Genomic DNA, 25,655 nt, shown 5'->3' with positions numbered 1-25,655 from the left:
TTTATCGTTACGCATTAGCCAGCGCCCTGTCTAAATGCACATACCCGCCATCCACATAAATCAACTGACCGGTGGTATGGCTCGATCGTTCTGATAATAAAAATGCGGTTGTATTGGCTATTTCTTCGGCAGTGGTCATCCTATTTTCCAACGGGATTTTGGATTCAATATCCTTGCGTTTTGCTATTGGGTCGGGCAAAGTGTTTATCCAGTTTTCATATAACGGTGTCCAGCATTCGGCAACTACAATAGCATTTACCCTGATGCCATATTTAAGCAATTCAACCGCCCACTCACGTGTCAGGGCGTTGCGTCCGCCATTTGCGGCAGCATACCCAGATGTATTTCCCTGCCCTGTGGCAGCAGTCTTTGAAGTTATATTCAATATGGCCCCTTTCGATTTTTTCAAGGCAGGTAAAGCAAAATGAGCCATCAAATAGTAATGAACCACGTTTTTATGCAGCGATGCCATAAACTTTTCGTAATTTCCATGCTCAAGCCCAACACCGTCATTTACCCCTGCATTGTTAACAAGACCTTCGATACGGCCAAATTGTTGCAGAACTTTATTTATTGCGTTTTCGCAGGCAGCCGGATCGGTAAGCTCGGCCACTACATGATGGACTTGTCTGCCCGCTGCTTCAACCTCTTTTACAGTTATCAAATTATCCACTTCACTTCTGCCTACTATAACGGGTATGGCGCCTTCGGCAGCCAATACTTTTACTATGCCTGCACCAATGCCTTTTGCACCGCCCGTTACTACTATTACCTTATTTTTTAGTCCTAAATCCATAATGTTAAATTAGAAATGTAATTTATTTCTTTTACCTTCCGGTGCTCGTGTGCAGCTACCTGACCCCATCGGGGTCAAAGGTCGGTAGAAAGAAAATGTCACCCAATCCGTGCCGTAGGTACGGAACCTCGCCGACGTTGCGTACCTAACGGCACGCCAAACCATTTAAAATTGGTTTTCTACCGACATTTTGCACCTACGGCGCATTGTAAAAACGTCAACCAAAAAATTTAATGCCCCGCAACCATTTCTACATTTTTCACATTCAAATTCCGCCGGGCAAAATAAAATATATAAACGAAACTTACAATTGGCACCAGGTATGCAAATCTGATGTTGCTCAAGTCAGATATCAAACCCATTATCGGCGGGATTGTGGCCCCTCCTACTATTCCCATTATTACCAATGACGACCCCAGCTTTGTTCGTGAACCAAGCCCCCTGATGCTCAGGGAGAACACCGTTGGGAACATGATCGACATAAAGAATGTAACGCCCATCAAAGCAAAAACCGTGAACTTACCGTGAAGGAAAAAAATTGTTACAAGCAGCAATACGTTTATCACGCAATAAAATGCCAGCAATTTTACCGGGTTTATAAATTTCATAAGGTATGAGCCGCTAAACCGCCCCAGCATAAAGCAAAACGTAGCGGCAGTTAAATAAAACGAAGCGGGTTTCTCATCCAGGCCCGCAATTCGTTCGCTGTACCTGATGAAAAAGCCTAATAGCCCCGCCTGTGCGCCCACATAAAAAAATTGGGCAATGATACCTTTCCGTAAGTTGCTTATCCTCAACAAAGCGCCTATTTTTTTTAACAACGAACCCTTTTCCTCCTCCTCTACAATTTCTGGCATCGATGTCTTAAAAATTAAGAACGCAACCACCAAAACAACCAACCCGATTATTAGATAAGGAATTTGAACAGAGGATGCCTCCTTGTTAAGGTAAACATTCAATTGGCCCGACGTCATCGCCGCCTCCTCAGCCTTGGTTAAAGTTTTACCTGATAAAATGAAGACTCCCCCAGCCAACGGGCCAAGGACGGCAGCAAGACCGTTAAATGATTGTGCGAAGTTTATTCTCCACGTGGCCGTAGCCGGGTCACCCAACACAGTTATATAGGGATTTGCAGCGGTCTCTAAAAAAGCAGCCCCGCTGAAAATAATGAATAACGAAAATAGAAAGAAGGGGTAACTTCTGACTGCAGCAGCCGGAAAGAATAAGATGGCCCCTGTGGCAAAAAGCACCAGACCAAGCAATATCCCACCCTTATAACCATATTTATACATAAACATTGCGGCCGGTATTGGCAAAAGGAAGTACGCGAAATAAGACGCGGAATCAACAAACGACGATTGAAAATCGGTTAGCTGGCAGGCTTTTTTTAAGTGCGCAATTAATATTGGATTAAGGTTCAGTGCAAATCCCCAAATAAAAAACAGGGACGTAACTAAAGCCAGTGCAATAAACTTTTGGTCTTTTGACATGAAATAGGTTTAAAATCGGTTAATAATTGGTTCTGTAAAGAGCGTTCAGCTTCAAAAGGCTGAATATAATTATTTAAACGCAGCTTGTATATCCTGCAGCGAAATTCCTAAAGTTTTTAAGGCGATTGTATTTAATTCTTCCTTATCCCCTGTAAAATGAAACACGCTGTGATTGTGTGATAACTTTTCATTTGGCTTTAAAAATGCTGCCGACGATACGCTTTCCAACTCAAAGAACGGCCCCATCTGCGTTTTATCGGTCAGCGGGCCATCGTTGTAGGCATTAACGGCATCGCCTACAAATGGGTCACGATCTGTGCGCCATTCCTGGTTAAGGTAGGTTGCTTTCGGGTCGGTGTCAAATACCACTATGGTCAGCACATTATTCTCACCATCGTAATTACCCGCCATGGTTTTAGCCCTGGCGGCCTGCATTCCAAGTTTACCTCGCGACTTTCCATCAGCTTTAAATAACAAGATGCCGTTGTTCATTTTAATCCTTTCTTTGGGTATCTCGCCAAAATAGTCGGTTGTGGCAATTTTTCCCGGGCCATCATTATAAGGCACCACCGTAATTGTTTTTGATGACGGCGAAAACATATCCAAATTCCAGATGCAAGGCGCACCGGTTTGTTTGTCCCAGGCTTTATCACCCGTATTTGTCAGCGTCGTAGTGGTATGAAAGGCCACCGATTTTACCTTACTATCTACATCGATACCCAGCGTTTTCTTTACATCTGCTGCCTCCAGCATCTCAATATCGCGGTTTATTAAAAGGCTAAGCGTGGTGCCCGCGTAATTAAGCAGCGATGCCGATTTGCTGAGCGAAGCTTTTTTATCGGTATGCGATACCAGCTTCCAGCTCTCGTTATCAACAGCTGCCGGGGTGTGCCAGTTAGCAAACTCCATTTTGGTGCCAGGTTTAAAAAACAATGAAAACTTACCACCTTCCGGGCCAAGCCATAATCTGTCCTCACCTCCGTAGGCATTCATGTGCTCATCAAGTTTTGGCTGGTCGAACGTTTTATAGTTTATCCATCCAAAGCTTTTACCATTGGCGCCGTCGGCAGTTGAGGTGAATACCTTGCCCTGGTATTTTGGCGAAACGATGATTTGCCCGCTCCCGTCTTTACTGTTTAAAACGATGACGCTGTCCTTTTTCTTTAAAAAGTCCAGATCATAGCCAAATGTTCCTTTCGCATAAGGGCTTTCAGCCTGTTTTTGTTCCGGGGCTTTATTTTGCTGACAGGCAGTTAAGCACAACGCAGCCAGCATAATGGATGAATACTTTACAACGCTCATATTAAATTCAGGATTTATGTTTGGGATTAAGGGCGATAGTATTTACAAGTGTACCAATTTTATCGATCGAAATTTCCACCTCATCTTCAACCTGCAACGTAAATTCACCGGGCGGCACCAGGCAGGTACCGGTCATAAGGTAGCATCCGTAGGCAAAATCGCACTCCGCATATAAATAGCCCACCAGTTCGTCAAACGTTCGTTTTATGCGTGATACAGTAGTTTCATCGTTATAAATTACATCACCATTACGCTTGATATTAAGCTTGATAGCGGTTTCGCCACCGATATGTTCTGAACTCACAAACAGGCATGGGCCGATTGCTGCACTTTTTTCATAGATTTTTGCCTGGGGCAGGTAAAGCGCATTTTCACCCTCAATGCTCCTGCTGCTCATATCGTTACCAACAGCATATCCTTGTATGTTGCCTTTTGAATTAATGAACAAAGTAAGCTCCGGCTCAGGTACGTTCCAGGCAGAATCTTTTCGGATATAAACCTGTTGTCCATGTCCGGCCACACGCGAGGCTGCTGCTTTAAAAAAGAGCTCCGGCCGCTGTGCATCGTAAACCATATCGTACAAACTTGCCGCACCCGAACCCTGCGACTCTTCCATACGTGCATCACGACTTTTTAAATACGTGACTCCCGCTGCCCAAACCTCCTGCCGGCTTATTGGCGGCAAAATTGCTTCATTGGTTAGCCATTGTGCTTTTTCAGCAGCGGATAATTGTTTCGCGTTTTTTGTTTTGGTTGACAGATACTTTTCGAGTTTATCTCTGTTTACCAGGGTGTCCCACGGTTCATCGATTATAAACGCACCTTCGTCATGTTCAAGCAGTATGCCCTTAATTGTGTTGTACAATTTCATGACCAAGTTTAAAGAAAATTTTCTTTAAATGTGTATGATGGGGTGAGGAAAGTTGGCAGTTGTGAGTAGGCAGTTGGCAGGTAATTGGTTTGTTACATTATTTTCCGCGGATATGCGCGGGGTATTGCCCTGCGCATATCCACGGGAACATCAAAACGCACACCCACCCGCCGGATGCAGCCCTTCTTTATCCATCGTTAAATCAGCTTTTCCGTTTTTTATGGTTACAATCCAAATGCTGTCGAAATCATCATTGCCCCATTTGGTGCCGTGCATTTTTACGCCCAGGGCCTTTAAAATATTGTCCATAGCTTTGTGCTCCCATATAACCACTACAGTGCCTGATTGAGACTCGAGGCCAGCTGCAAGACCGGGGTAATCTTCCACATCAAATTGACTATTTATTTTCAGGCCATACTTTATGGCCAGCGGGCTTGCGGTTTGAAACATCCTGGCATGTCCCGTTGATTTTTTTGAGTTAACAGCAGGTACAAAAACCTTTGCCGGCGTACCGAATTTGCCTACTAAAACCTTTGGCAGTTCCATGGCACGGTTTAAGCCCTGGCAATTTAAATTATCGCCGGTAGCTTCTTTTTCGCCGTGGCGAACAAAAATAATTTTTACATTTCCTGCTTGTTGGGCATTGGCCCCGGAACAACTGCTGATAGTAATAATTACTGCCAGCGCTAAAAAAAAGTTTTTCATATAATATAGATGTGTGTTGACAACGCCCGTTGTTAATTTAAGTTTTGCGGCACGTGTTTTTTTATCTTTATAATAACCAGTTTTGATGTTGGTGTATTGCTTTTTTCGGCGACGCTATCAATAGGCACCAAAACATTTGTTTCGGGGTAATATGTGGCCGTATTGCCCTCGGGGATATTGTAAGGTATGATTACAAATAAGCGTGCTACCCTTTCCTTGTCACCGTGATAGTTAAACAAATCTACTTTCTCCCCTTCCTTAAAGCCCGCCTTTTGAATATCGTTGCGGTTCATGAATATTATCCGGCGTTCATTGTGAATGCCCCGGTAACGGTCGTTGAGCCCGTAAATGGTAGTATTAAACTGGTCGTGGCTGCGGATGGTGGTCATTATATATTCATCAACGGCCAGTTTATGGTCGGGCAATTCCGAAATGGTGAAAGGCACTTTATTGCCGAACTCCTTGGTTTCGAACTTACCCTCGCGGGCTGCGTTAGGCAAATAAAACCCACCGGGCTTGCGCACACGTTCGTTATAATCGTCGAAACCGGGTATAACCTTTTCAATATCATCCCTTACAGCATCGTAGCTTTTGGCAAACCTATCCCAATTGACAACAGACTTACTCCCTAATGTTACCTTAGCCAGTTCACAAACAATCTTATTCTCGCTCATCAGGTTATCCGATATAGGGCTCAATACGCCTTTTGAACTTTGGATTACCCCCATCGAGTTTTCGCAGGTAATAAACTGTACTTCACCGCCAACCACATCTTTATCACTGCGCGCGAGTGTGGGCAGTATGATTGATTCTTCGCCATGTACCAAATGACCGCGATTTAACTTGGTTGATACGTTAACGGTCAGTTTCATTTTTCGCAAACCTTCGGCTGTGTACGCGGTATCCGGCGTTGCCGAAAGAAAGTTGCCGCCCATGGCAAAAAATACCTTTAGTTTGCCTTCGTTCATAGCATTAATAGTTTCCACCACATCGTAGCCGTGCTCCCTTGGTGGCTCAAACCCGTAAACTTCTTTCAGCTTATCCAATTGCTTTTCAAAAGGCTTATCATAAATCAGCATGGTGCGGTTTCCCTGCACATTACTGTGGCCGCGCACAGGGCAAAGCCCGGCGCCAGGCTTGCCAATACTGCCCTTCAGCATTGCCAGGTTCACAATTTCTTTGATGGTAGCCACTCCGTTAGTATGCTGTGTAATGCCCATGGCCCAGCATACAATTATCCGGCTTTTATTTTTAAGCATATCTGCTGCTTCCTGTATCTGCCTTACAGGCACACCAGCAGCAGTAGCCAAATCCTCAACTTTATATTTATCCAGGTGGCGCAAAAATTCGGTATAGCCAACCGTATTGTTTTTAATATGCTGATGATCGAAAACCGTCCCGGGTTTTTCCAATTCAGCTGCGTACAGCAATTTTTCGATCGCTTTTAACAACGCCATGTCGCCGTTTATTTTTACCTGCAGGTATAAATCGGCTAATTGAGTGGTAATACCCATCAGGCCTTTAACAGTTTGAGGGTTTTTAAAACCCATCAGTCCAGCTTCGAATAAGGGGTTAATGGCAATTATTTTCGAGCCGTTATCTTTTGCTTTTTGCAGTGCCGTAAGCATACGCGGGTGGTTGGTACCGGGATTTTGACCCATAATGATAATTACATCCGTATCGTAAAAATCGTTCAAAGTTACTGTTCCTTTGCCGATCCCAATTGACTCGGCCAAAGCCACCCCGGTAGACTCGTGGCACATATTTGAGCAATCGGGCATGTTATTGGTACCAAACTCCCTTACAAAAAGCTGATAGGTAAATGACGCCTCGTTACTTGTGCGCCCCGATGTGTAAAAAGTTGCTTCATTTGGCGATGCAAGTGCATTTAAATGGTCAGCGATTATTTTAAAGGCCAGGTCCCAGCCGATTGGTGTATAATGCGTGCCGCCTTTTGGCAGGTAAACCGGCTGGGCTATTCTCCCCTTTTTACCGATTTCGTAATCGTTCAGTTTAGCAAGATCGGCGACAGAATTTTGAGCAAAAAACTCGCCGGTTAGCTTTTTGGTGGTGGCTTCTTCGGCCAGGGCTTTGGCGCCATTTTCGCAATATTCGGCTATGGGCGAGCGATCGTCGTCCGGGTCGGGCCACGCACAGCTGGAACAATCAAAACCGCCCTTTTTGTTCATGTGGAACAGCGCCTCCATTCCCCTAACCGGCCCGGCTTCTTTAAGCACATCAGCTAATGCCTCAGTAACAGCGGGTATACCTGCCGCCCATGATTTTGGCTTAGTAACTTTTAAATCCAGCAGTTCTTCCGGATTTTGTTCTGACGGTATATCTGTCTTTCTGCTCATAATATTTTTGTCGCTGAAGGATTGGGGTAATTATCGCTTTGATCTTCGGCAACATTATCCAGGCATGTAAAATCTTTTTCGACCAGCAAATGCGGCAGGTGCCTTATATTTTCAAATCCTACTTTATCTGTTTCCACCAGCTCGGTTAGCATGCCTGCAGGTATAAATAGTGTGATTGTGTTATTATTAAATGTTGCCGAAAGTTGGTAGTCATCAACAATTTGCAGTGTATAAAGCAACTTGTTAACGCCAAAATCCACACTATCTTCCAACTGCCTGTTTTTAACCAAAGCAGCAACGTCCGACTGTGTAAGCCGGTATCTAATGGAATTACTTTTAATTCGAAGTTTCATGTATAGGGGTTAGTATGCGGCGCGCCGCAGTGTAAATATTAAAACGCCGGTTGCGTAAAAAACCGGCTAAGGTTATATCAAATTCTGCCGCCAGCTCAACTGCCAGGCTTGATGGGGCACCAACTGCTGCGATAATCCTAATGCCTGCCATTACAGCTTTTTGTACCAGCTCGAAACTGGCTCGGCCGCTTAACAGTAAAATATGATTATTTAAAGGTAGTAGTCCTTGCCGGAGAGCAGCACCAATCAATTTATCCAAAGCGTTGTGACGACCGACGTCTTCGCTTAACAGAAGCAGTTCGCCATCCAAATTAAATAGCGCAGAGGCATGTAACCCGCCTGTCTCTTCAAAAACCGCTTGCTGTGCCCGTAAAATCGCCGGTAGCTGGTGTAGCAGGTCAGAATCTACAGCAATATCATTGTCCTGCTGAACAAAATTGCCAACTGTACGAATAGCGCTGATAGAACCTTTGCCACAAACTCCGCAGCTGGAAGTAGTGTAAAAATTGCGCTCTGCGTTCTTCAAATCCGGAACAACACCATCACGCAGTTTAACCTGAATTACGTTCTCCTTGTTTTCTGCACAAGCGATAAAGCAATAATCAACATCAGCAATCTCACCAGCATTTTTCACAATACCCTCAGTAAATAAAAACCCCGCAGCCAGTTCAGCATCGTTGCCAGGCGTGCGCATGGTAACCGATACGTTTTGGGTTTTGGGCTCTCCGTTTAAAGTGTAGGCAAGCCGTATTTCAAGCGGTTCCTCAACGGCCAGGACATCGAAGGTTGCGGCAGCACCTTCGGCATCGTTTACTTTTGTAACTGTTACCTTTTTTATCGAAGACATAGATTTGAGATGTTGCATTTGAGACGTGAGATAAACTCAGCGCTTTGCATATTATAAAAACCAATGCAATTTAAGATTGTTTTGCTTTAAATGTAAGTTCAAATATTTCAATGCGAATGAGCATTATTTCTAAGTATTTTCATCTAATTTTGAGGCATGAACATTAAAATTCTGGCGTTTGGCATTGCAAAGGATATATTCGGGGGCACGTCCGTTAATTTGGAACTGGCAAATGACGCTACAGTTTATAATTTAAAATACATTTTGGAGCAACAATACCCGCGCTTAAAGCAGCTTGCATCGTACATGGTGGCGGTAAATAATGAATATGCTTTACCCGGCGATAACTTGCATGAGCGGGATGAAATTGCGATAATTCCACCGGTGAGTGGAGGGTAAACCATGATTTATAGGATTAAAAGATTTACTTGATGATTTACGGCTGCACAATCGCGGTAATCCTAAAATCAAGAAAATCATGGTTCTGACAAATGCTTAAATAAATTGAACACAAACATCCAAATATTTTCTTCCCCCCTCAACATCCAATCCCCCATCGATTGGATAATGTCCCCGGAATCGGGCGGCATTGATGTATTCATTGGCACTGTACGTAACGCCACCAAAGGCAAAAACGTAATCCGGCTGGAGTTCGAGGCCTATGAGCCAATGGCCATTGCCGAGATGGAGAAAATCGCCAACCAGGCTTTTGAAAAATGGCCGGTGCAAAAGGTGTTGATACATCACCGTACCGGAGTATTGGACGTTGGCGAGGTGCCTGTGGTTATTGCGGTATCAGCCGCACATCGCGCTGCCGCATTTGATGCATGCCGTTACATTATAGATACCCTGAAACAAACTGTGCCTATCTGGAAAAAAGAAATTTTTGAAGATGGCGAAGTTTGGGTGGCAGCGCATCCTTAACACGATTTAAGGATGCTGAGGATTTACAAGATTTTTAATCTTTCGAATGTTTTATCCTGCTAATCGTTCCAATCTATCAATCGTGTTCCGCCCTCTAACGAAAACACATTTGCATCCGGGTATTTATTTTTGACGATTTTCACCGCTTCGGTGCTGCGTTTACCTGTTGTGCAATAGAAAACTGTTTTATTGTTTTGAGCAATAGCATCTACATTAGCAAGAACGTCAGCTATGGGGATGTGTTCTCCGCCTATGTTAAATTCTTCGCGTTCCTCCTCTGTTCTCACATCAATTAGCTTGACCGCACTTTGCGCTAAATCATTTTTTAATTCATCAGACGTTAGCGTTGGGATCACCATCGTTTCTACCAGCTTTGTTATATGGGTTTGGGTTGCCTCACCAATTTTTATGACCCGGCTTTGCATGGTTTGTGCGTCAAAAACCAGGATCTTCCCGGCCAGCAGTTCGCCGGTTTGGGTAATATATTTAATTACCTCGTTTGCCTGTATGCAACCTATTATCCCGGCAAGGGTGGGTATTACACCGCCTTCAGCACAATTGGGAATTTGGGCAGCGTTTACGCTAGGGAAAAGGTCGCGGTAATTGGGCGATAGTTTGCCATTTGGGCATTTATAGTTCCAAACCGCTGCCTGGCCCTCAAACTGGTAAATAGCGCCATAAACCACAGGTATCCCTCTTAGCACTGCGGCATCATTCAAAAGGTAACGTGTTTCAAAATTATCAGTTCCATCAACTATTATATCGTACCCGGCAATCAGCTCCATTACATTTTGCGAAGTTATCCTTACATCGTGTGGCACTAATTTCACATCCGGGTTTTGTTTTTGTAAGCGTTCGCAGGCCACTGCAACTTTTTTTAAGCCAAAATCCGCCGGGCCATATAATACCTGGCGGTGCAGGTTACTTTCTGATACAATATCAAAATCGGCGATTCCGATGGTGCCTATGCCAGCGCTTGTTAAATATTGGGCAGCCGGGCAGCCAAGTCCTCCTGCTCCAACCACCAGTACCCTGGCGTTTTGTAATTGATGTTGGCTTTGTTCGCTAAAACCGGGCAAAGCTATCTGGCAGCTGTATCGTAAAAATTCGGGATTCATTCGGCAGCTATTTTTTGATGAAGAACTTTTTTTATCCGTTCCAGTTCATCGGGTGTATTAACATTGGTAAGCACGTCTGGGTTCTGTGCGTTTAAAAGTGTAACATCGTTATTTATCAAAACCTTGCGGGGACACGAATAACCCTGCGCCAAAAAAGACAACAGCACTGGATAGCTCTTTGGCTCCCAAATAGTTATCAATGGCTCAGGAAACTCAATTTGCGGACTGTTGTAAGCCGTAGCAACAGATGAAGGGTTGCGGTTATCTGTCAAATATTGTAATGCGGGTTCGTCCATCAGCGGTAAATCTGATGCTATAACCAACCAGGCGCTGTCTGGTTTTTCTCTAAATGCAGATAATATAGCGCCATAGGGACCAAGGCCCGTAAAAGTATCCGGGAGGCTCGTATAAGAAGCGTCAATTTCCTGTTGTTGGTCTGCACGGCATGAAATGTAAACATCGCTACAAAACGCTTTCAGCATGTCGGCCATGTGGTAACGTTGGGCCTTGCCGTGCCAGTTAACTTCGCCTTTATCAAAACCCATGCGCTGGCTTTTGCCGCCCGCCAATACCAATCCGTTTAACACCGGCTTAGCTTTTTCCATTTGCGCGTTAAAAAAAGCAACGATGTTTTCAATGTCACTAACCTGGTAAAGCGGCAGTTGCTGCCAGTTTGGTATTGCATCTTTAATAAAGTCGAAAACATCATCGGTACCATCGGCCAGCAGCAATAGTTGTACATTGGTAAGCTGGTCTATTCTTTTTTGTAGCGATGCCCTTTTATTTTCGCTGATGATAACCACCTGCGCTTTGCATTGATGATGGTTGCCATTTGCTATTACCAAATCGGCTGCTGCAAATGTTTCCCGTAGTGTAAAGCTGTTAAAGTCAGCGCTGTAATTCAGTTGGCGGTAATTAATTTCGTCGGTATATTCGAATACAGCACCCGAAGCCAGTTTGCCCGGTAATTGAACAACGTGGTCGTTGTGCGTGGTATCAACATAAGCGCATTTGTAATTCACCGATAAGGCGCTGATAACCTGGCCGGCCAATAATTTAATATTGGTGCAGGGTGCGCCAACAATTGCCCACTCTTTGCGGTTAAACGTTCCGAATGCGGGCCTAACAAGGGCCGTATGTTTGCTATGCTCTTTTGAAATCACGTTTCCCCCCTGATTTTTCAATTAGCTTCGTTTCCTTTATTATTATATCATGGCTCATAGCCTTGCACATATCGTAAACGGTTAAAGCAGCTATTGAGGCGCCAACCAGGGCTTCCATCTCTACTCCGGTTTTAGCAGTGATGCTTGCAGTACAATCAATAACCACTTCTTGTTTTTCATTAAAGCCGATCTCTATTTTACAGTTGTCCAAACCCAGTGGATGGCAAAGCGGGATCAGATCACCTGTTTTTTTTGCCGCCATAATACCGGCAATTATAGCCGTCTGAAATACGGAACCCTTTTTGGTTTGTATATCATCATTGGCTAAATACTCCAACACTTCAGCGGGAAGAGATACAATACTACGCGCCGTTGCTGTGCGGTGTGTAACCTGTTTAACAGATACATCTACCATTGTAGGGTTGCCTTTATTATCTATGTGCGTTAGCATTTTTAATATTTTGATTGCACCGATTACTTTGTGATTTCACCGATTTTGTCTGAATGTTAATTTGCTTTGATTAAACTTTACTAACTTTAAAGCATCGGGAAATTCTAAAATCCTTTAATCAAGGTTCAAAACTAAAAAGTATATATCTTAAAAACCTCTCCCTTTTTAAACTCATTGCGCTGCGCAGGCAGCTCCATAAACGCATCAGTATCCGTCAGGTTAGCAAAATCGCCTGAGCCATTGCCTTCAACCGGGGTAGCTACCAACTGGCAGTGTTCGTTTTGATGTAGTTTTACCTGCAAAAAATATTTCAATGGGTGATGAAAGCTTACCCGGTTATTTAATACAGCCCGCATTGTTATTTGCGGCTCCTTCCCTACCGATGCATTTAACCATGGCAAAAAATAGCGGTGGAGGCACATAAACGTAGCTACAGGGTTACCGGGGAACGCAAAAACCAGCGGCCCTTTGTTGTGCTTGCCAAACCAAAACGGCTTTCCGGGGCGTTGCTGCACCTTATAAAACAAAGACTCCACATGCAGTTCTTCCAACGCTTTTGGCATATAGTCAAACTTGCCCATTGATATGCCGCCGCTAAGTAACAACACATCATAATTTTCAAGGCAGGTTTTTAATTGTTTTTTTATAACATCAGGATCATCCGGCAAATGCAGCATATTGGCCTCTATATTGTGCTGTTTTAAAACTGCTTTTACTGTGTAATTGTTCGATCGCCGTATTTGGTATGGCGACGGGATTTGATCAACTTCAACCAGTTCATCGCCCGAAGAAATAATAACTACCCGGGGCAGCTTTTTCACTCTTAACTCGGTCTCGCCCACCGAGGCAACCATACTGATGAGCGCCGGGGTTATTACCTGGCCAATGCCGGCCACCTGGTCGTTATGCTTTTTATCTTTGCCTTTATAGTGGATATTCTGCCCGCGTTTTATCTCCTGCGTTACAAGCGTTGCCAAACCGGCACGAAGCGACAGATCCTCATAGCGGATTATCGTATCGGCCGATGCAGGCAGCATTGCCCCGGTCATTATCTCTACGCACTCGTCATTCTCTTCTATTTCAACCGGTTCATCTCCGGCGGCTTGGGTGGCTTTTATCTTAAAAGTGCTTATACCATCTGCAACAGCATCATAGTTCACAGCAATGCCATCCATGGTTACCCGGTTAAATGGCGGCAGGTCGCGGTCGGCTTTTATATTTTCGGCCAATACCCTGCCAAGGGCCAGCTCAAACGGGATAATTTCAGCACCATAATCCGTTGCCTGTGCAAGTATTATTTTTTCGGCTTCCTCAACAGTTATCATAGCACCGGCTTTGTAATGTTAAACTATTAACCACCAATGGTGGCCATTGATTCATGTATTCTTACGTTTTCGGTCCGTAATTGCTCTGCTTCCCAGCCATCTTTGGCTCGGGTATTAAATGTAGTAAGCAGCATAGTTTTCAAGTCAATTTCGCTAATTCCGGCACGCAACTGGTCTTTGATATTCAACACGCCATTATCATACAGGCAGGTTTTTAGCTCACCTTCCGGGGTAATACGTATACGGTTGCAGGTACCGCAAAAGGTACGTGAATAAGCGGCAATTATGCCAACGCTTCCTAAATAGCCCGGAACCTGGTAATTATATGAAGTTGAATATTCCGGGTCTTCCAATTTAACAATACCAGGATAAGCAGTTTTTATCTCGTCCAAAATGCGCACGTAGTCCCATTTAATACCCGAGTATACATGGCCATTGCCATTAAAAGGCATCTCCTCAATAAAACGGACGCTTACAGGCAGTTCTTTTGTCAGCTCAACCAAAGGAAGAATATCCTGTGTATTTTTGCCATCCATCACCACTGCATTTATTTTCACCTCTATATCATGCTTCAACAGTTCGTCCATAGTTGCCATCACATTGGCAAATTCGTCGCGCTTAGTTATGCTAAAGAAACGACCGGCATCAAGCGTATCCAAACTTAAATTCACCGATTTTACGCCAATCTGCTTCAGCTCACTTACGTGCGGCGCTGTCAAAACACCGTTGGTTGTAAGCGTTAGCTCCTTTAATCCATCGAGTTTTGATATAGCCGTTAAAAGCTTCATTATATCCTTGCGTACAAATGGTTCCCCCCCGGTAATGCGTATTTTTTCGATACCCATTCCAACTAAGAGCGCGCAGGTTTGCAGCATTTCTTCGTACGTCATTAACTGCGCACGCGACAGCCAGTTCAAACCATCCTCGGGCATGCAATAAAAACAGCGCAGGTTGCAGCGGTCTGTCACCGCAAGGCGCAGGTAATTAATTTTCCGTCCGTGATTATCTGTTAACAAGCAATAAAGTTTTAAAATGTTAATACAACTTCGCCAATATTTTATTGTACGATGCTTTTGTAAAGGTAAATAATACAAGTTAGCCTATTGTTTGTTAATTGTACTTTTTATGTGTTAAATAACATATTATTTACAAAAGCACATTTAAAAGTGCCGATAACACTAATTTTAACCCATTGCATTATATTTGTTTATCTAACCATCGGCATTGAAAGAACTAAACGATATTATTAACGCATTCGATAAAGCAAACGCAGCCAGCAGACAAACAGCGCTGGCAACAGTTGTACTGGTTGAGGGTTCGTCGTACAGGCGGGCAGGCGCGCGCATGCTGGTTAGCGAAGACGGGCAGCTTACGGGTGCTATAAGCGGGGGCTGTCTGGAAGGTGACGCCCTGCGAAAAGCGCGGCTGGCCATGGCGCAAAGCAAACCCATGCTGGTTACTTATGATACCACCGACGACGACGATGCCAAGTTTGGTGTGGGTCTGGGGTGTAACGGTATAATCCATATTCTTATTGAACCTATATTCGCGGCTAAAGAAAACTCCCCTATCACCTTGTTTAAACGGTTTTTGAGCAAAAGGGAGCCCGTTGTGCTGGTTACCATGTTTTCACTTGCCGACAGGCAGGCCCCGCAGCCCGGTACCTGTTTATTGATGAAAGCTGATGAAACCACGCAGGGGAATATTGTTGACGAAGAAATTAAAGATGCGGTGTTTGCAGATGCTGTAGACGTGCTTAAAAATGGAAACTCGGTAACTAAAACCTATGTTTACGGCAATGGATATACCTGTTTTATTGAGCTTTTGCAGCCAACTGTTTCACTGGTGATTTTTGGGGCGGGCAACGATGCTATTCCTGTAGTTCAGTTTGCTTCGGTGTTAGGCTGGCAGGTAACTTTGGTTGATGGAAGGGCGAATTACGCAGTGCCAGAGCGCTTTCCTCAGGTAAAAAAAATCGTTATCGCCAAGCCAGACAAAACACTTGCAAATATTGTTTTGGATGACCGGACCGCAATGATATTGATGACCCACAATTACAACTATGACATGGCGATGCTAAGGCAGCTGTTACCTTTAAAATTGCCTTACGTGGCGTCATTGGGCCCTAAAAAAAGATTGCAAAGAATGCTGGATGAATTGAAGGAAGAAGGGATTAATGTGACAAACGACCAATTGGAAAGTATTTTCGGCCCGGCAGGAATTGATATCGGCTCTGAAAATTCGGACGAAATTGCATTGTCAATTATTGCAGAGATACAGGCCGTATTAAACAAAAAAACAATTAACTCATTAAGAGATAAAAAGGCGGTACATACCAGGCACATTAAGCCGGTTATGCAGCAAACCGCTACGGCCGAAGAAGCAAAAAACTAAATAAAAAATGACAGGGATCGTTATCCTGGCGGCGGGTTCGTCAAGCAGGTTTGGCACACCAAAACAGAATTTAGTTTATCAAAACAAAACCCTGTTACAGCGAAATATAGAAATCGCTTTGGCTACCGGTTGCCAACCTGTTATTGTTGTTTTGGGCGCAAATAGTGATATAATCCTGCCGACCATCGAAAAACTGCCAGTCGAAGTAGCCTATAATAGAGCCTGGAGTGAAGGCATGTCCTCATCTATCCGTGCTGGCATCGCCCATTTGCAAACAAACCATGCAAAAATTTCGTCGATAATATTAATGTTGTGCGACCAGCCGTTCGTAACGACAGAGCTTTTGCTACAGCTTATTGCCGTAAGCGGCCCTAAAAGTATCACGGCCTGCGCATATGACAAAGCGGTTGGCCCCCCGGTACTTTTCGACAGTCATTACTTTCCGGAATTGTTTTTACTAAAAGGTAACGAAGGTGCCAAACAACTGATGCTAAAACACGAGGTGAACATAACCACTGTGCCATTTGTGTTGGGCAGTATCGATATAGATACAAAAGAAGATTTTGAGCGGCTGAAGGACTTTTCCTGAGTTAAAATCGACTACTAACGACCAAATGCTGGCATCGTTTTTTAGCTAGGCGCTTCGTTCCTTATTAAATCAGGCAGTTTGCCTGTACTTAAGCGGGGTGGTTTGAAAATGCTCACGAAAAAGCCTTATGAAGGAGCTGGGGCACTCAAACCCTATGAGGTTTACTACTTCGCCTACAGGATAGTTTGTATTTCGCAGCAACACCTGCGCGCGTTGCAACCGTAGTTAAATTAAAAATTGGTGTGGCGTTAAATTAAAAGCCTGTTTAAAAGTGCGTAAAAGGTGATTAACCGACAAACACGAATACTCGGCCAGTTCATCAAGGCCAATATTGCGGTTATAATTGGTGTACAGGTATTCTTTGGCCCGATTTAACCGGCGCAATATTTCAACCCGCGTGCTTTCGTGAAAAAAATTAAGCTGCCCGGTTTTTTGGGATATTTCTTCATTATAAATTTTGAAATAGCTGATAAGGCATTGACCGAGGTATTCATTTATAAGGTTTTCATCATCTATCCCGTTATCCAGGTGATATTTTAGCTGTTTTACATTGAAAAACATATCACCCTTTAATGGATATATGGTTTCATTAAATTCAAAATCCTGGCTGTTGCCGTAAAACGGCTCCAGCGGCTCATTGTTGTTTATAAAACCGTCGATAAACTTCTTGTCGAAACTTATTGAAAATGCGTGAACCGGGAACGGGCAATCAATTATGCTGGAATATTGTGTCCCCTTGTTTAATACCAGGAACGAATCGGGATAAATTGTAAGGTTCCGGCGCCCTATGCTATAATTTTCATTGCCCGAAAACACAAACCGCATAGTAAAGTCGGCCGTTTGCTGTTGCGGGCATTTGTGATTGCGGGTCCCGCTGTATATGATATTGTTATTTTTTAAAACTTTTAAATATTCCATAACACTTTTGCCTAACATGCAGAGCAGTAATATCAGCTATCAGCACATATCAAATTTAGCTTTATAAAAAATGCTATGGTATCACCCCAATAGGGTGAATTTTTATAAAAAGTGCGGTTGCACGCCGTGTGAATAAGACTTCAACAGCCCAACGTAGATTAAATGAGCCGGTTTTCCCGGGCGGTTTTTATGGCGTCGGCACGCGAGTTTACATTGAGTTTAAGGTAGATATTTTTGATATGGCTCCGCACAGTTTCCAGGTCAATAAACAATTCATTGGCTATCTGGCTGCGGCTTTTCCCCACGCTTATTTCTTCAAGTATTTGGGTTTCACGTTTTGAGAGTGGCGATTCCTGGTTTTTCTGAAACGACCTGATTACCATTTTAGCAATATTAATACTCATTGGCCCTCCTCCTTCTTTAACCTCTTTTATCGAGGCAATAATTTTAGCCGACGGCGTATTTTTGGTCAAATAGCCTGATGCGCCATTTGCAAGCGCCTCAAATATCAGCTTCTCCGACTCGTAAACCGTTAATATCAATACATGGGCATGCGGCAAAAGTTTCTTTAACCGTGGTATGGCGTCGACGCCGTTAGTACCGGGCATTTCAATATCAAGCAAGATAACATCGGGCTTATCACTTGCAATTTTATGTGCAGCGGCGTCATATGAGCTGTATGACGACACTACTTCATACCCTTCGGTATTTCCTATCAAAAATGAATACCCGCTGCGTATTGTATCATCATCTTCAATTATGCTTACCAATATATTCCTGTTTGTCATAACTATACCAGTTTAACTTGTAATTCGGCGATAGCACCGTTGCCTGAATCGCCTTTTATAGAAAACATCGCATCAATACGTGCTGCCCTTGCCTTTATGTTTACAAGGCCGTGCCCGCGCTTTAATTTGTGTTCGTCAAATCCTTTCCCGTCATCAGTAATTCTTATTGAGAGGCGGTTTTTAACCGGTTGCTCAACAGTAATAACAACGTTATGGGCGCCGGCATGTTTAAGTATGTTGGTTAACAGTTCCTTAAAAATCATAGTAATATTACGACTATATTCCATCGGAAGCCGCATTTGACTGAAGTTGTCGGCAATTCCCTCAAAACTAAAGTTAATGTTTACATCCTGGAACATCTCGACCCCGGTCTCTCTTATGTGCACAAGTGTTTCATACAAATTGTCGCTTTTGGGGTCAAGCGCCCAAAGTATATCTTTAGTACCGTTGTATAAAGCTACTGCATTTTGCTGTATCTGTTCCACAAGGTTTTTCTGCTCGGTATTGTTATCGTCCAGTTTGGTGTGCAATACGTCCGAAAGCACAGTAATGCGGGTTAGTTTGTTGCCAAGGTCGTCATGAAAATCTTCAGCAGTTTGTTGCCGTAGCTTTTGCTTTTCTTCTCGCTTTAATGCTTCATGAGCCAATTTTTTATTTGTTTGAGCCCTATGCACAAAGTATTGAAGCGCAAAGCCAATTAAAACCAACACCAGCACGCCCAACACCCTGAATATCGGCTGCTGGTAAAACGGCGGGGTAATTTCAAACTTAAACATTGCAACGTTCGAAGAGATTTTCTCTTCGGGGCTAAGGGCTTTAACCTCAAACGTGTATTTCCCTGGCGGTAACGACGGGTAATCCACTACATCACTGTTCACCGGCGTACTAAACTGTTGTTCCAGACCAGTGAGCCGGTATTGATAAGTTACCCCCTCCGGCTTTTTTAAATATACCCCCTTAAATGTTATTAAAAGGTGGTTCTGGCCGGCCGATAGTTTTAAATAGTCATTGGGGTTATTGTTTACTAATTGTGTTTCTTTCTCGCCTTCAACCAATAGTTTTACAGCCTGTATCAATATATGAGGCGCATTTTCGCGTACAACACCATCGTTAGTATTTAAAACTGCCAGCCCTTTTACAGTACCAAAAAAAACCTTGTCTGCATCGTAAAAACTGGCATTCTGGTTGGTTTCAACCATTAAATCTTTTGATATACCTGCATGGCTTATTACACATGCCATGCTGCCGGGTTTAAAGGTAAGCCTGTTTATGCCACGGCCTGTCCCCACCCAAACACCGTCTCTGTTATCGGCGGTGAGGCTGTAAATAGTGTTTGCATTAAAACCATCTTTTATCGTGTAATTTTTAACTAACCCGTTTTGCCTGTCCCAAACATATAGCCCGCCATCGTCGGTACCAAGTAATATTTTATCCTGGTAACGCAACATACACATAACTGACAGTTCGGGCAAAACACCCGGTTTAAACCGGGTATCCAGTTTTTTATTTACAACGAGCTTTAACCCATCCTGTGTGCCCACCAAAACCGAATCTTTTCCCAATGGCAATATCGCCGACGTGAATGACGAAACATCCTGTAAATAAGTCATGCTGTTGTTTTGATAGTAATAGACCCCTTGCGGGGTTGCTATCCACAAGGTTTTATCATCATCAGTAGTTATATAGTTGATCGATCTTGTTTCCGTACCTTTTATCAAGCTAAAAGCCGCGCCATCGTATTTCCATATTCCAAGATGGTCGGTGCCAATCCACACGTTTTTATCGTTGTCGGTATATAGGCTTTGTATAATTGCGGTCCCGGCGTTTGTTGCAGGCATCCAAAAGTTACTCAGCACGCCATTGCTGTACTTAATCAGGCCGTTGCCCGCTGTACCTAATAAAATATTATGCTGCCTATCACGGGCAATACTCATTACTACCTGGGTTGCGTTTGCATTTTGCAGCTGGTCGTACATAACATGACCAGCACCTTCGTATCTGTACATACCACTGCCCTGCGTACCCAGCCAAAGGTTGTGCTCTCCGTCGCAATAAATATCTGATACGGCGATATTAGTCAACCCGTTCGCCGCTGTAAAGTGGATTGTTTTTTGTTTGCTGATAAACCAGGCACCCCGTTGGGTACCTATCCATAAATTATTCTCGTAGTCCTGCTCAAAGCTAATAAATGGACCTTCGTTTTTATCGATATTAAAATCAGGGCATAGGGCTATAGCGCCGTCCATAGCAACAAATAAACCCTTAACCGTAAGCAAGAAGAGCCTTTTACCATTAAACTTATCGAATTGTATTTTAAATATAAGAGACCTGCCTATGTCGCCGTTAACAGGCGCGATCAGGTTCCATTTGTCACTATCCAGTTTGTATATTCCTTTACCCACAAAGGCTGCGTACAGGCTGCCTGCTTTGTCGGTGGTGATACTACTAACCGGCACGTCCAGGCTATCAGGCAAATTAACAGTTTCTAATTTCCTGCCGTTTACCCTGTACAAATGGTTGCTCATTATCACCCAGATAGCTCCACTTTTTTCTTCGGCAATGTTGCTCACAAAAGCTTTGTTGGCCTGAGCAGGAACCGGGTAATTATAAACGGTTTGTTTTTTAATTGACGACAGACCTTTGTTAGTACCAACCCAGGCAGTTCCCTTCGAATCGGCATAAACAACAAAGGCAAAATTATTTGCAAGGCCGTTGGCTTTCGATATGGTGTAGTAATCGCTGCCATCAAACCGGCAAATGCCACCCAGGGTTGCTATTCATAGCCGGTGGCTGTTATCCTGGTAAAAATTATTTACCTGCGATTGTATCAGCCCATCTCCCGTATCGTAGTGTGCAAAGGCATACTTTTGCGCCGAAGCATTATCGCATGCAAGCATCAGCCAGGGCGCCAAAATGTAAATTATTGAGCGGGATATATTGTGTATTAGCTTATTCAAGTCAATTATTTAGTAACGGTTACGGGCTACCTTAACCAGGTTCAAATTACGCTAAACTAATATAATAACAAATCACCCTAATAGGGTGATTAATATATGATATAGCCGTCCAAAAAACGATAAGCGGGCAACACCCAAAAAAATACTTTAATATTTGTTAATATTTATATTTTATCTGATATTTATAGTCCCATAATTAAAACAACCTAACTCGCTTCCTAATCACTTAATAAAACCTATATGTTCGGATCAAACATTTTAGAGGTTGCCATTGGGATAATATTTGTATACATCCTGGTGAGCACTATTTGTACGGCTGTGCGTGAAGGAATTGAGTCGCGTTTTAAAACCCGCGCCGCTTACCTCGAACAAGGCATACGCCAGCTACTGCACGATTTGGATGGCAACGGCCTTGCTGCCTCCCTTTACCAGCACCCATTAATTAACGGGCTTTTTAATGGAAGTTATGTAGCAGGCAAACAGACAACCGACCCTGATTTACTGTCGAAAGGTGGTGATCTGCCATCGTATATCCCGGCAAAAAACTTCGCAATGGCATTAATGGATATTGCCGCAAACGGCGCCCCAACCAATGCCAATAACTCCTCGGCAGGCGCAGCGGTAATAAACCTCGAAACAATGCGCAACAATGTAGCCGCTATGGATAACCTGCCTGTTCAGCGCATATTGTTAAACGCTATTGACAATGCACAAGGCGACCTGAATAAAGCGCAAAAGAATATTGAGGACTGGTTTAATAGCGGCATGGACAGGGTGTCGGGCTGGTACAAACGCTCAACCCAGTGGATTATTTTTTGGATAGCGCTGGCAGTAACCGTGTTACTTAATGTAAATACCATAAGCATTGTCAAATATCTGTCGCAGAATGACACAGCCCGGAAGATTGTGGTTGAAAGGGCCTCAGTGATTTCGAAAGACAGCACCTTCAAAAACAAAGATTACAACAGCGCAAAAACCGAACTTAACGATTTAAAGCTGCCTATAGGGTGGGACGGTTCCCTTGCCGCTGCTGAATTAAATTCCAAGGCACCTTTTGGGTTTTGGAACGGCCTTTTAGGCCCGCTGTTAGGGTGGTTGCTTACCGCTTTTGCTGCTACTTTGGGCGCGCCGTTTTGGTTTGATATGTTAAACAAGGTGATGATTATCCGCTCAACCGTTAAGCCACATGAAAAAAGCGGCGAAGAGGCTTCGCGCGACCCGCAGAAACCGCAGCCACAGGTAGTATACATAAACCCAGCACCACAACCGACAACCGGCGTAATACCCGCGGAGACCAATACAACAGAACCCGATGGCTGCGAAGCCGACCCTATACAATTAACTAACGACGAAGATTTACCCGCATCAAAAGGAGGAATGTAAAAAATATGGCATTTTCATTAACATGGTTACCCTACGTTTTGATAAACGCAGGATTAAAAGTAGCAGAATCACCGGGCTGGGAAACACGGGGCCACGGCGATATGGGTTCTGTTAAAGGTGTACTTTGCCACCACACGGCAACACCTGGTAAAAACAGCGGTAATATGCCGACCCTTAACACGCTAATAAAGGGCAGGCCAGATCTGCAGGGCCCATTGTCGCAACTGGGATTGGGGCGCGATGGCACCTATTACGTTGTTGCTGCCGGCAGGTGCTACCACGCAGGCGAAGGCTCCTGGCAGGGCATAACCAGCGGCAACAGCAGTTTTATAGGCATTGAAGCTGAAAATACCGGCGGCCGCGACGATTCACCGTGGCCAGCCGTGCAGATCGAAGCCTATCATCGCGGTGTAGCAGCTATATTAAAACATATTGGAAAAGGCCCCGAGTTTTGCGCCGGGCACAAAGAATATGCACTACCCAAAGGCCGCAAAACCGACCCTAACTTTGATATGGACGAATTTCGTGCGGCAGTCGGGAAAATATTAGATGGTACCGCTGCCAATCCTGTGCTTATACCGGTAGAAACACCGGCAGCCGGTGATAAGCCTGCACGCGCAACTCTGCGGCGTGGCCTGGCTAATGACCCCGCCCTTGTAAAAATTGTACAAACCAAACTTGGCTTAACTGCCGATGGTGATTTCGGCCCAAAAACCGAAGCGGCAATACGGGCATTTCAAATTAAACATGGCGCAGTTGGCGATGGCATTGTAGGCCCGAAAACATGGGCTATGATTGATCCGTGATATTAAACCGGTTATGAGATATATGTTGGCAGAACCCGGTTTATCCCGGGTTTTGTTTTTTCAAAGCAAATAGTTTTCAACCGCGTACCCGTCGTCATTTATAGATAAACTAAGATTCTGACTTTTTTAAAAAATTTAAACATTCTGATATTCAGCATGTTCCATAGCGTTCCGGGTGTTCCGCGTGCAAAAATTGAACGCTTTAAAGGTTTGGACCCGGATGAATGTCCTTGGAGCTTCAAGGTTAAGAACAAAAGACTCAGGACTAATCCTTAATCCTCCTCTCCCTTTACAAAAAACTGCTTGTTAAAATTAACCAGGTACAATTCATTCACTGCCCTGGTACAAGCGGTATAAAACCAGCGCAAAAAATCGGTATTTACCATTTCGTCGGTTAAAAAACCCTGGTCAACAAAAACGGCGTCCCATTGGCCGCCCTGGGCTTTGTGGCAGGTTATCGCATAGGCAAACTTTATTTGCAACGCGTTGTAGTAGGGATTAGTTTTTAGTTCCTTCCATTTATCGCGTTTGGCAGGTATATGGTCGTAATCTTTCATCACTTCAAGATAAAAGCGTTTTTGCTCATCCTGTAATAAGGCTGGGGCTTCCGTGTACAGCGTGTCGAGCATTATTTTGCAATCAATAACAGGGTCTTCGGCATAATCTATAAACTCCATTTGCACATCGGCAAATCTAAACCCGTACATATCTTCAAAACGGCGAACCTTTTTTATGCGGGCAATGTCACCATTGGCAATAAAGCCGGTACTGCTGTCCTCCTTTTCCGCCATCCAGAAATAATTGTTTTTCACAACCATCACCTGGTCGCCGCCGGTCAGCTCTTCTTCGCGATATAAAATACGGTTGCGAATCTGCCGGTTGTAGGCATTGGCGTTTTTATTCGACCGGCAAATAACCAGCGTATTATCGTTACCGTATTTGTTGTAGGCGTAGTTAAGCCCTTCCTCCAGCATCTCGCCCCCCATCCGGTAAACATCTTTATAACCCTTTGTAATTATCTGCGGCATCTTTTCCTTTCCCCGCCTGATGATGTCCCTCACCTTGGTTACATTGAACAAAATACCTGAATCTTTTTGCTGGCGCAATACATCAGTTAGTTCATAGCTGTAAATATCAAGCCCAAACCTATCCTTCATCAGTTTGGGGTTAAGGGCTGGGCTATCATCCGAGCCTACCGGCGGCAACTGGGCCGTGTCGCCAACCAGCATTAACTTGCAATTTTTAGTGTTGTAGGTATAGTTCACAAGGTCGAACAACAACGATGCCTTGTTCCCCACCCCAATATCATCCGAGATCATGGATGCCTCGTCAACAATAAATAAGGTATTTTCAGCTATGTTTTCCCCAATCGAAAATCCCTCATCAACATTAAAAGCAGCTTTTTTCCGGTAGATTTTTTTATGAATAGTGAATGCCTTGCGTCCCGAGTAAGCCGTAATTACTTTAGCAGCCCTACCCGTTGGGGCCAGCAGCACATACTTAAAATTATAGGCCCGTAAAGCCTTTGTCAGCGCGCCTAAAATGGTGGTTTTCCCGGTACCGGCATAGCCCTTCAAAATAAAGCACTCGTCGCCATCTTCGCTCAGCAAAAAAGCATGCAATTTGTCAAAAAGCTCTAACTGCTGTGGCGTAGGATCATGCGGAAATGCGTTTTGAATATGAGCAGACATTAAGTTGAGAGTTGACAGGGGTAAATTTATGAATAATTGAGCTTGTACAACAATTCCCCCTTGGGCTAAAATAAAACCACGTGCGCGCTCGCCGCCTGCGGTTCAAAAAAATTAAAAAGCGTAACAAATAGTTCCTCATTTCGTAAAAGTGGGGGTAGCTGGTTGAGAGTGGACTATTTACGGTTTACCATTACAGCCTGCCTGTCAAAAAACATGAAAAAAATTTACCTCGAATTTCTCAGGGGCATCTCAACAGTATTTATCTTAGGCTGGCATATTGCATTCCTTGCGCCAACCGGACACCCTACCCACCTTACCGCCTACTGGGGTACCGATGCATTAATTATGTTCTTCATGTGATCAGGCCTTGTAATTAATCTTACCGAAAGCAGGAAGCCAAAGTCTGCCCTGGCATTTGCAAAAAACA

Annotated in this window: 26 protein-coding genes; 7 read left to right on the top strand and 19 right to left on the bottom strand. The window is 44.0% G+C overall.

Features of this window, described 5'->3' with window-relative positions; all coding sequences use genetic code 11:
• Positions 1-7: 7 nt before the first annotated feature.
• The 8 genes from NAF19_RS12980 to fdhD form a co-directional block, all read right to left on the bottom strand.
• Positions 8-796 (bottom strand): SDR family oxidoreductase, encoded by a 789-nt coding sequence (locus tag NAF19_RS12980; RefSeq protein WP_252790487.1) that lies wholly within the window; start codon positions 794-796, stop codon positions 8-10.
• A gap of 230 nt (positions 797-1,026) precedes the next feature.
• Complete coding sequence (fucP, locus tag NAF19_RS12975) at positions 1,027-2,286, bottom strand: L-fucose:H+ symporter permease (RefSeq protein ID WP_252790486.1); 1,260 nt, start codon at positions 2,284-2,286, stop codon at positions 1,027-1,029.
• A gap of 69 nt (positions 2,287-2,355) precedes the next feature.
• Positions 2,356-3,588 (bottom strand): DUF6786 family protein, encoded by a 1,233-nt coding sequence (locus NAF19_RS12970; RefSeq protein WP_252790485.1) that lies wholly within the window; start codon positions 3,586-3,588, stop codon positions 2,356-2,358.
• Positions 3,589-3,595: 7 nt separating this feature from the next.
• A complete protein-coding gene (locus tag NAF19_RS12965) occupies positions 3,596-4,459 on the bottom strand; it encodes a fumarylacetoacetate hydrolase family protein (protein ID WP_252790484.1) in 864 nt (287 codons plus the stop codon).
• A gap of 150 nt (positions 4,460-4,609) precedes the next feature.
• The gene (locus NAF19_RS12960; RefSeq protein WP_252790483.1) at positions 4,610-5,164 is read right to left on the bottom strand and encodes a histidine phosphatase family protein; all 555 of its coding nucleotides are present in this window, start codon (positions 5,162-5,164) and stop codon (positions 4,610-4,612) included.
• Between the two features lie 32 nt (positions 5,165-5,196).
• A complete protein-coding gene (locus tag NAF19_RS12955) occupies positions 5,197-7,521 on the bottom strand; it encodes an FdhF/YdeP family oxidoreductase (RefSeq protein ID WP_252790482.1) in 2,325 nt (774 codons plus the stop codon).
• A complete protein-coding gene (locus NAF19_RS12950) occupies positions 7,518-7,874 on the bottom strand; it encodes a DUF7009 family protein (RefSeq protein WP_252790481.1) in 357 nt (118 codons plus the stop codon). The genes NAF19_RS12955 and NAF19_RS12950 overlap by 4 nt, the downstream gene beginning before the upstream one ends.
• Positions 7,858-8,721, bottom strand: a complete 864-nt coding sequence (gene fdhD, locus NAF19_RS12945) for a formate dehydrogenase accessory sulfurtransferase FdhD (RefSeq protein WP_252790480.1) — start codon at positions 8,719-8,721, stop codon at positions 7,858-7,860. Before fdhD ends, NAF19_RS12950 begins: the two co-directional genes overlap by 17 nt.
• Positions 8,722-8,877: 156 nt before the next feature.
• Between fdhD and NAF19_RS12940 the strand changes: the two genes are divergently transcribed.
• Positions 8,878-9,120, top strand: coding sequence for a MoaD/ThiS family protein (locus NAF19_RS12940; RefSeq protein ID WP_252790479.1), 243 nt, complete (start codon positions 8,878-8,880; stop codon positions 9,118-9,120).
• A gap of 105 nt (positions 9,121-9,225) precedes the next feature.
• A complete protein-coding gene (locus tag NAF19_RS12935; RefSeq protein ID WP_256484286.1) occupies positions 9,226-9,645 on the top strand; it encodes a molybdenum cofactor biosynthesis protein MoaE in 420 nt (139 codons plus the stop codon).
• A 59-nt stretch (positions 9,646-9,704) separates the two neighbouring features.
• Here the strand turns inward: NAF19_RS12935 and NAF19_RS12930 are convergent, their stop codons facing one another.
• The 5 genes from NAF19_RS12930 to moaA form a co-directional block, all read right to left on the bottom strand.
• Positions 9,705-10,763: a HesA/MoeB/ThiF family protein gene (locus NAF19_RS12930; RefSeq protein WP_252790477.1), complete on the bottom strand. Its 1,059-nt coding sequence runs from the start codon at positions 10,761-10,763 to the stop codon at positions 9,705-9,707.
• Positions 10,760-11,947, bottom strand: coding sequence for an NTP transferase domain-containing protein (locus tag NAF19_RS12925; RefSeq protein WP_252790476.1), 1,188 nt, complete (start codon positions 11,945-11,947; stop codon positions 10,760-10,762). The genes NAF19_RS12930 and NAF19_RS12925 overlap by 4 nt, the downstream gene beginning before the upstream one ends.
• Positions 11,907-12,377: a cyclic pyranopterin monophosphate synthase MoaC gene (moaC, locus tag NAF19_RS12920; RefSeq protein ID WP_252790475.1), complete on the bottom strand. Its 471-nt coding sequence runs from the start codon at positions 12,375-12,377 to the stop codon at positions 11,907-11,909. The genes NAF19_RS12925 and moaC overlap by 41 nt, the downstream gene beginning before the upstream one ends.
• A 131-nt stretch (positions 12,378-12,508) precedes the next feature.
• Positions 12,509-13,702 (bottom strand): molybdopterin molybdotransferase MoeA, encoded by a 1,194-nt coding sequence (locus NAF19_RS12915; protein WP_252790474.1) that lies wholly within the window; start codon positions 13,700-13,702, stop codon positions 12,509-12,511.
• 26 nt (positions 13,703-13,728) lie between these two features.
• Positions 13,729-14,718: a GTP 3',8-cyclase MoaA gene (moaA, locus tag NAF19_RS12910; protein ID WP_252790473.1), complete on the bottom strand. Its 990-nt coding sequence runs from the start codon at positions 14,716-14,718 to the stop codon at positions 13,729-13,731.
• A 208-nt stretch (positions 14,719-14,926) separates the two neighbouring features.
• On the opposite strand from moaA, the gene NAF19_RS12905 reads away from it, so the two are divergent.
• Together NAF19_RS12905 and NAF19_RS12900 are read left to right on the top strand one after the other, a co-directional pair.
• Positions 14,927-16,096 (top strand): XdhC family protein, encoded by a 1,170-nt coding sequence (locus tag NAF19_RS12905; RefSeq protein ID WP_252790472.1) that lies wholly within the window; start codon positions 14,927-14,929, stop codon positions 16,094-16,096.
• A gap of 7 nt (positions 16,097-16,103) precedes the next feature.
• Positions 16,104-16,685 carry a nucleotidyltransferase family protein gene (locus NAF19_RS12900; RefSeq protein WP_252790471.1) on the top strand — a complete coding sequence of 194 codons (582 nt, stop codon included), beginning with the start codon at positions 16,104-16,106 and terminating at the stop codon, positions 16,683-16,685.
• A 69-nt stretch (positions 16,686-16,754) separates the two neighbouring features.
• On the opposite strand, the gene NAF19_RS30765 is transcribed toward NAF19_RS12900, so the two are convergent.
• The 5 genes from NAF19_RS30765 to NAF19_RS12880 form a co-directional block, all read right to left on the bottom strand.
• Positions 16,755-16,904, bottom strand: coding sequence for a helix-turn-helix domain-containing protein (locus tag NAF19_RS30765; protein WP_370362878.1), 150 nt, complete (start codon positions 16,902-16,904; stop codon positions 16,755-16,757).
• A 6-nt stretch (positions 16,905-16,910) separates the two neighbouring features.
• Complete coding sequence (locus NAF19_RS12895) at positions 16,911-17,603, bottom strand: AraC family transcriptional regulator (protein WP_252790470.1); 693 nt, start codon at positions 17,601-17,603, stop codon at positions 16,911-16,913.
• Positions 17,604-17,761: 158 nt separating this feature from the next.
• Positions 17,762-18,391, bottom strand: a complete 630-nt coding sequence (locus tag NAF19_RS12890) for a response regulator transcription factor (protein ID WP_252790469.1) — start codon at positions 18,389-18,391, stop codon at positions 17,762-17,764.
• Between the two features lie 2 nt (positions 18,392-18,393).
• Entirely contained in the window at positions 18,394-20,961 is a 2,568-nt protein-coding gene (locus NAF19_RS12885; protein WP_252790468.1) for a ligand-binding sensor domain-containing protein, read from the bottom strand.
• A gap of 207 nt (positions 20,962-21,168) precedes the next feature.
• Positions 21,169-21,348, bottom strand: coding sequence for a hypothetical protein (locus tag NAF19_RS12880; protein WP_252790467.1), 180 nt, complete (start codon positions 21,346-21,348; stop codon positions 21,169-21,171).
• A gap of 240 nt (positions 21,349-21,588) precedes the next feature.
• Between NAF19_RS12880 and NAF19_RS12875 the strand changes: the two genes are divergently transcribed.
• A complete protein-coding gene (locus tag NAF19_RS12875; RefSeq protein WP_252790466.1) occupies positions 21,589-22,731 on the top strand; it encodes a hypothetical protein in 1,143 nt (380 codons plus the stop codon).
• Between the two features lie 5 nt (positions 22,732-22,736).
• On the top strand, positions 22,737-23,537 hold the full coding sequence (locus tag NAF19_RS12870) for a peptidoglycan recognition protein family protein (RefSeq protein ID WP_252790465.1): 801 nt from the start codon (positions 22,737-22,739) through the stop codon (positions 23,535-23,537).
• A gap of 272 nt (positions 23,538-23,809) precedes the next feature.
• Here the strand turns inward: NAF19_RS12870 and NAF19_RS12865 are convergent, their stop codons facing one another.
• A complete protein-coding gene (locus NAF19_RS12865) occupies positions 23,810-25,228 on the bottom strand; it encodes an ATP-dependent DNA helicase (RefSeq protein ID WP_252790464.1) in 1,419 nt (472 codons plus the stop codon).
• A gap of 213 nt (positions 25,229-25,441) precedes the next feature.
• Between NAF19_RS12865 and NAF19_RS12860 the strand changes: the two genes are divergently transcribed.
• Positions 25,442-25,588 carry a hypothetical protein gene (locus NAF19_RS12860; protein ID WP_252790463.1) on the top strand — a complete coding sequence of 49 codons (147 nt, stop codon included), beginning with the start codon at positions 25,442-25,444 and terminating at the stop codon, positions 25,586-25,588.
• Positions 25,589-25,655: the final 67 nt, after the last annotated feature.

It is taken from the genome of Mucilaginibacter flavidus (assembly GCF_024055575.1).
Classification (GTDB): domain Bacteria; phylum Bacteroidota; class Bacteroidia; order Sphingobacteriales; family Sphingobacteriaceae; genus Mucilaginibacter; species Mucilaginibacter flavidus.
This window is presented reverse-complemented; position numbering and strand designations above follow the sequence as displayed.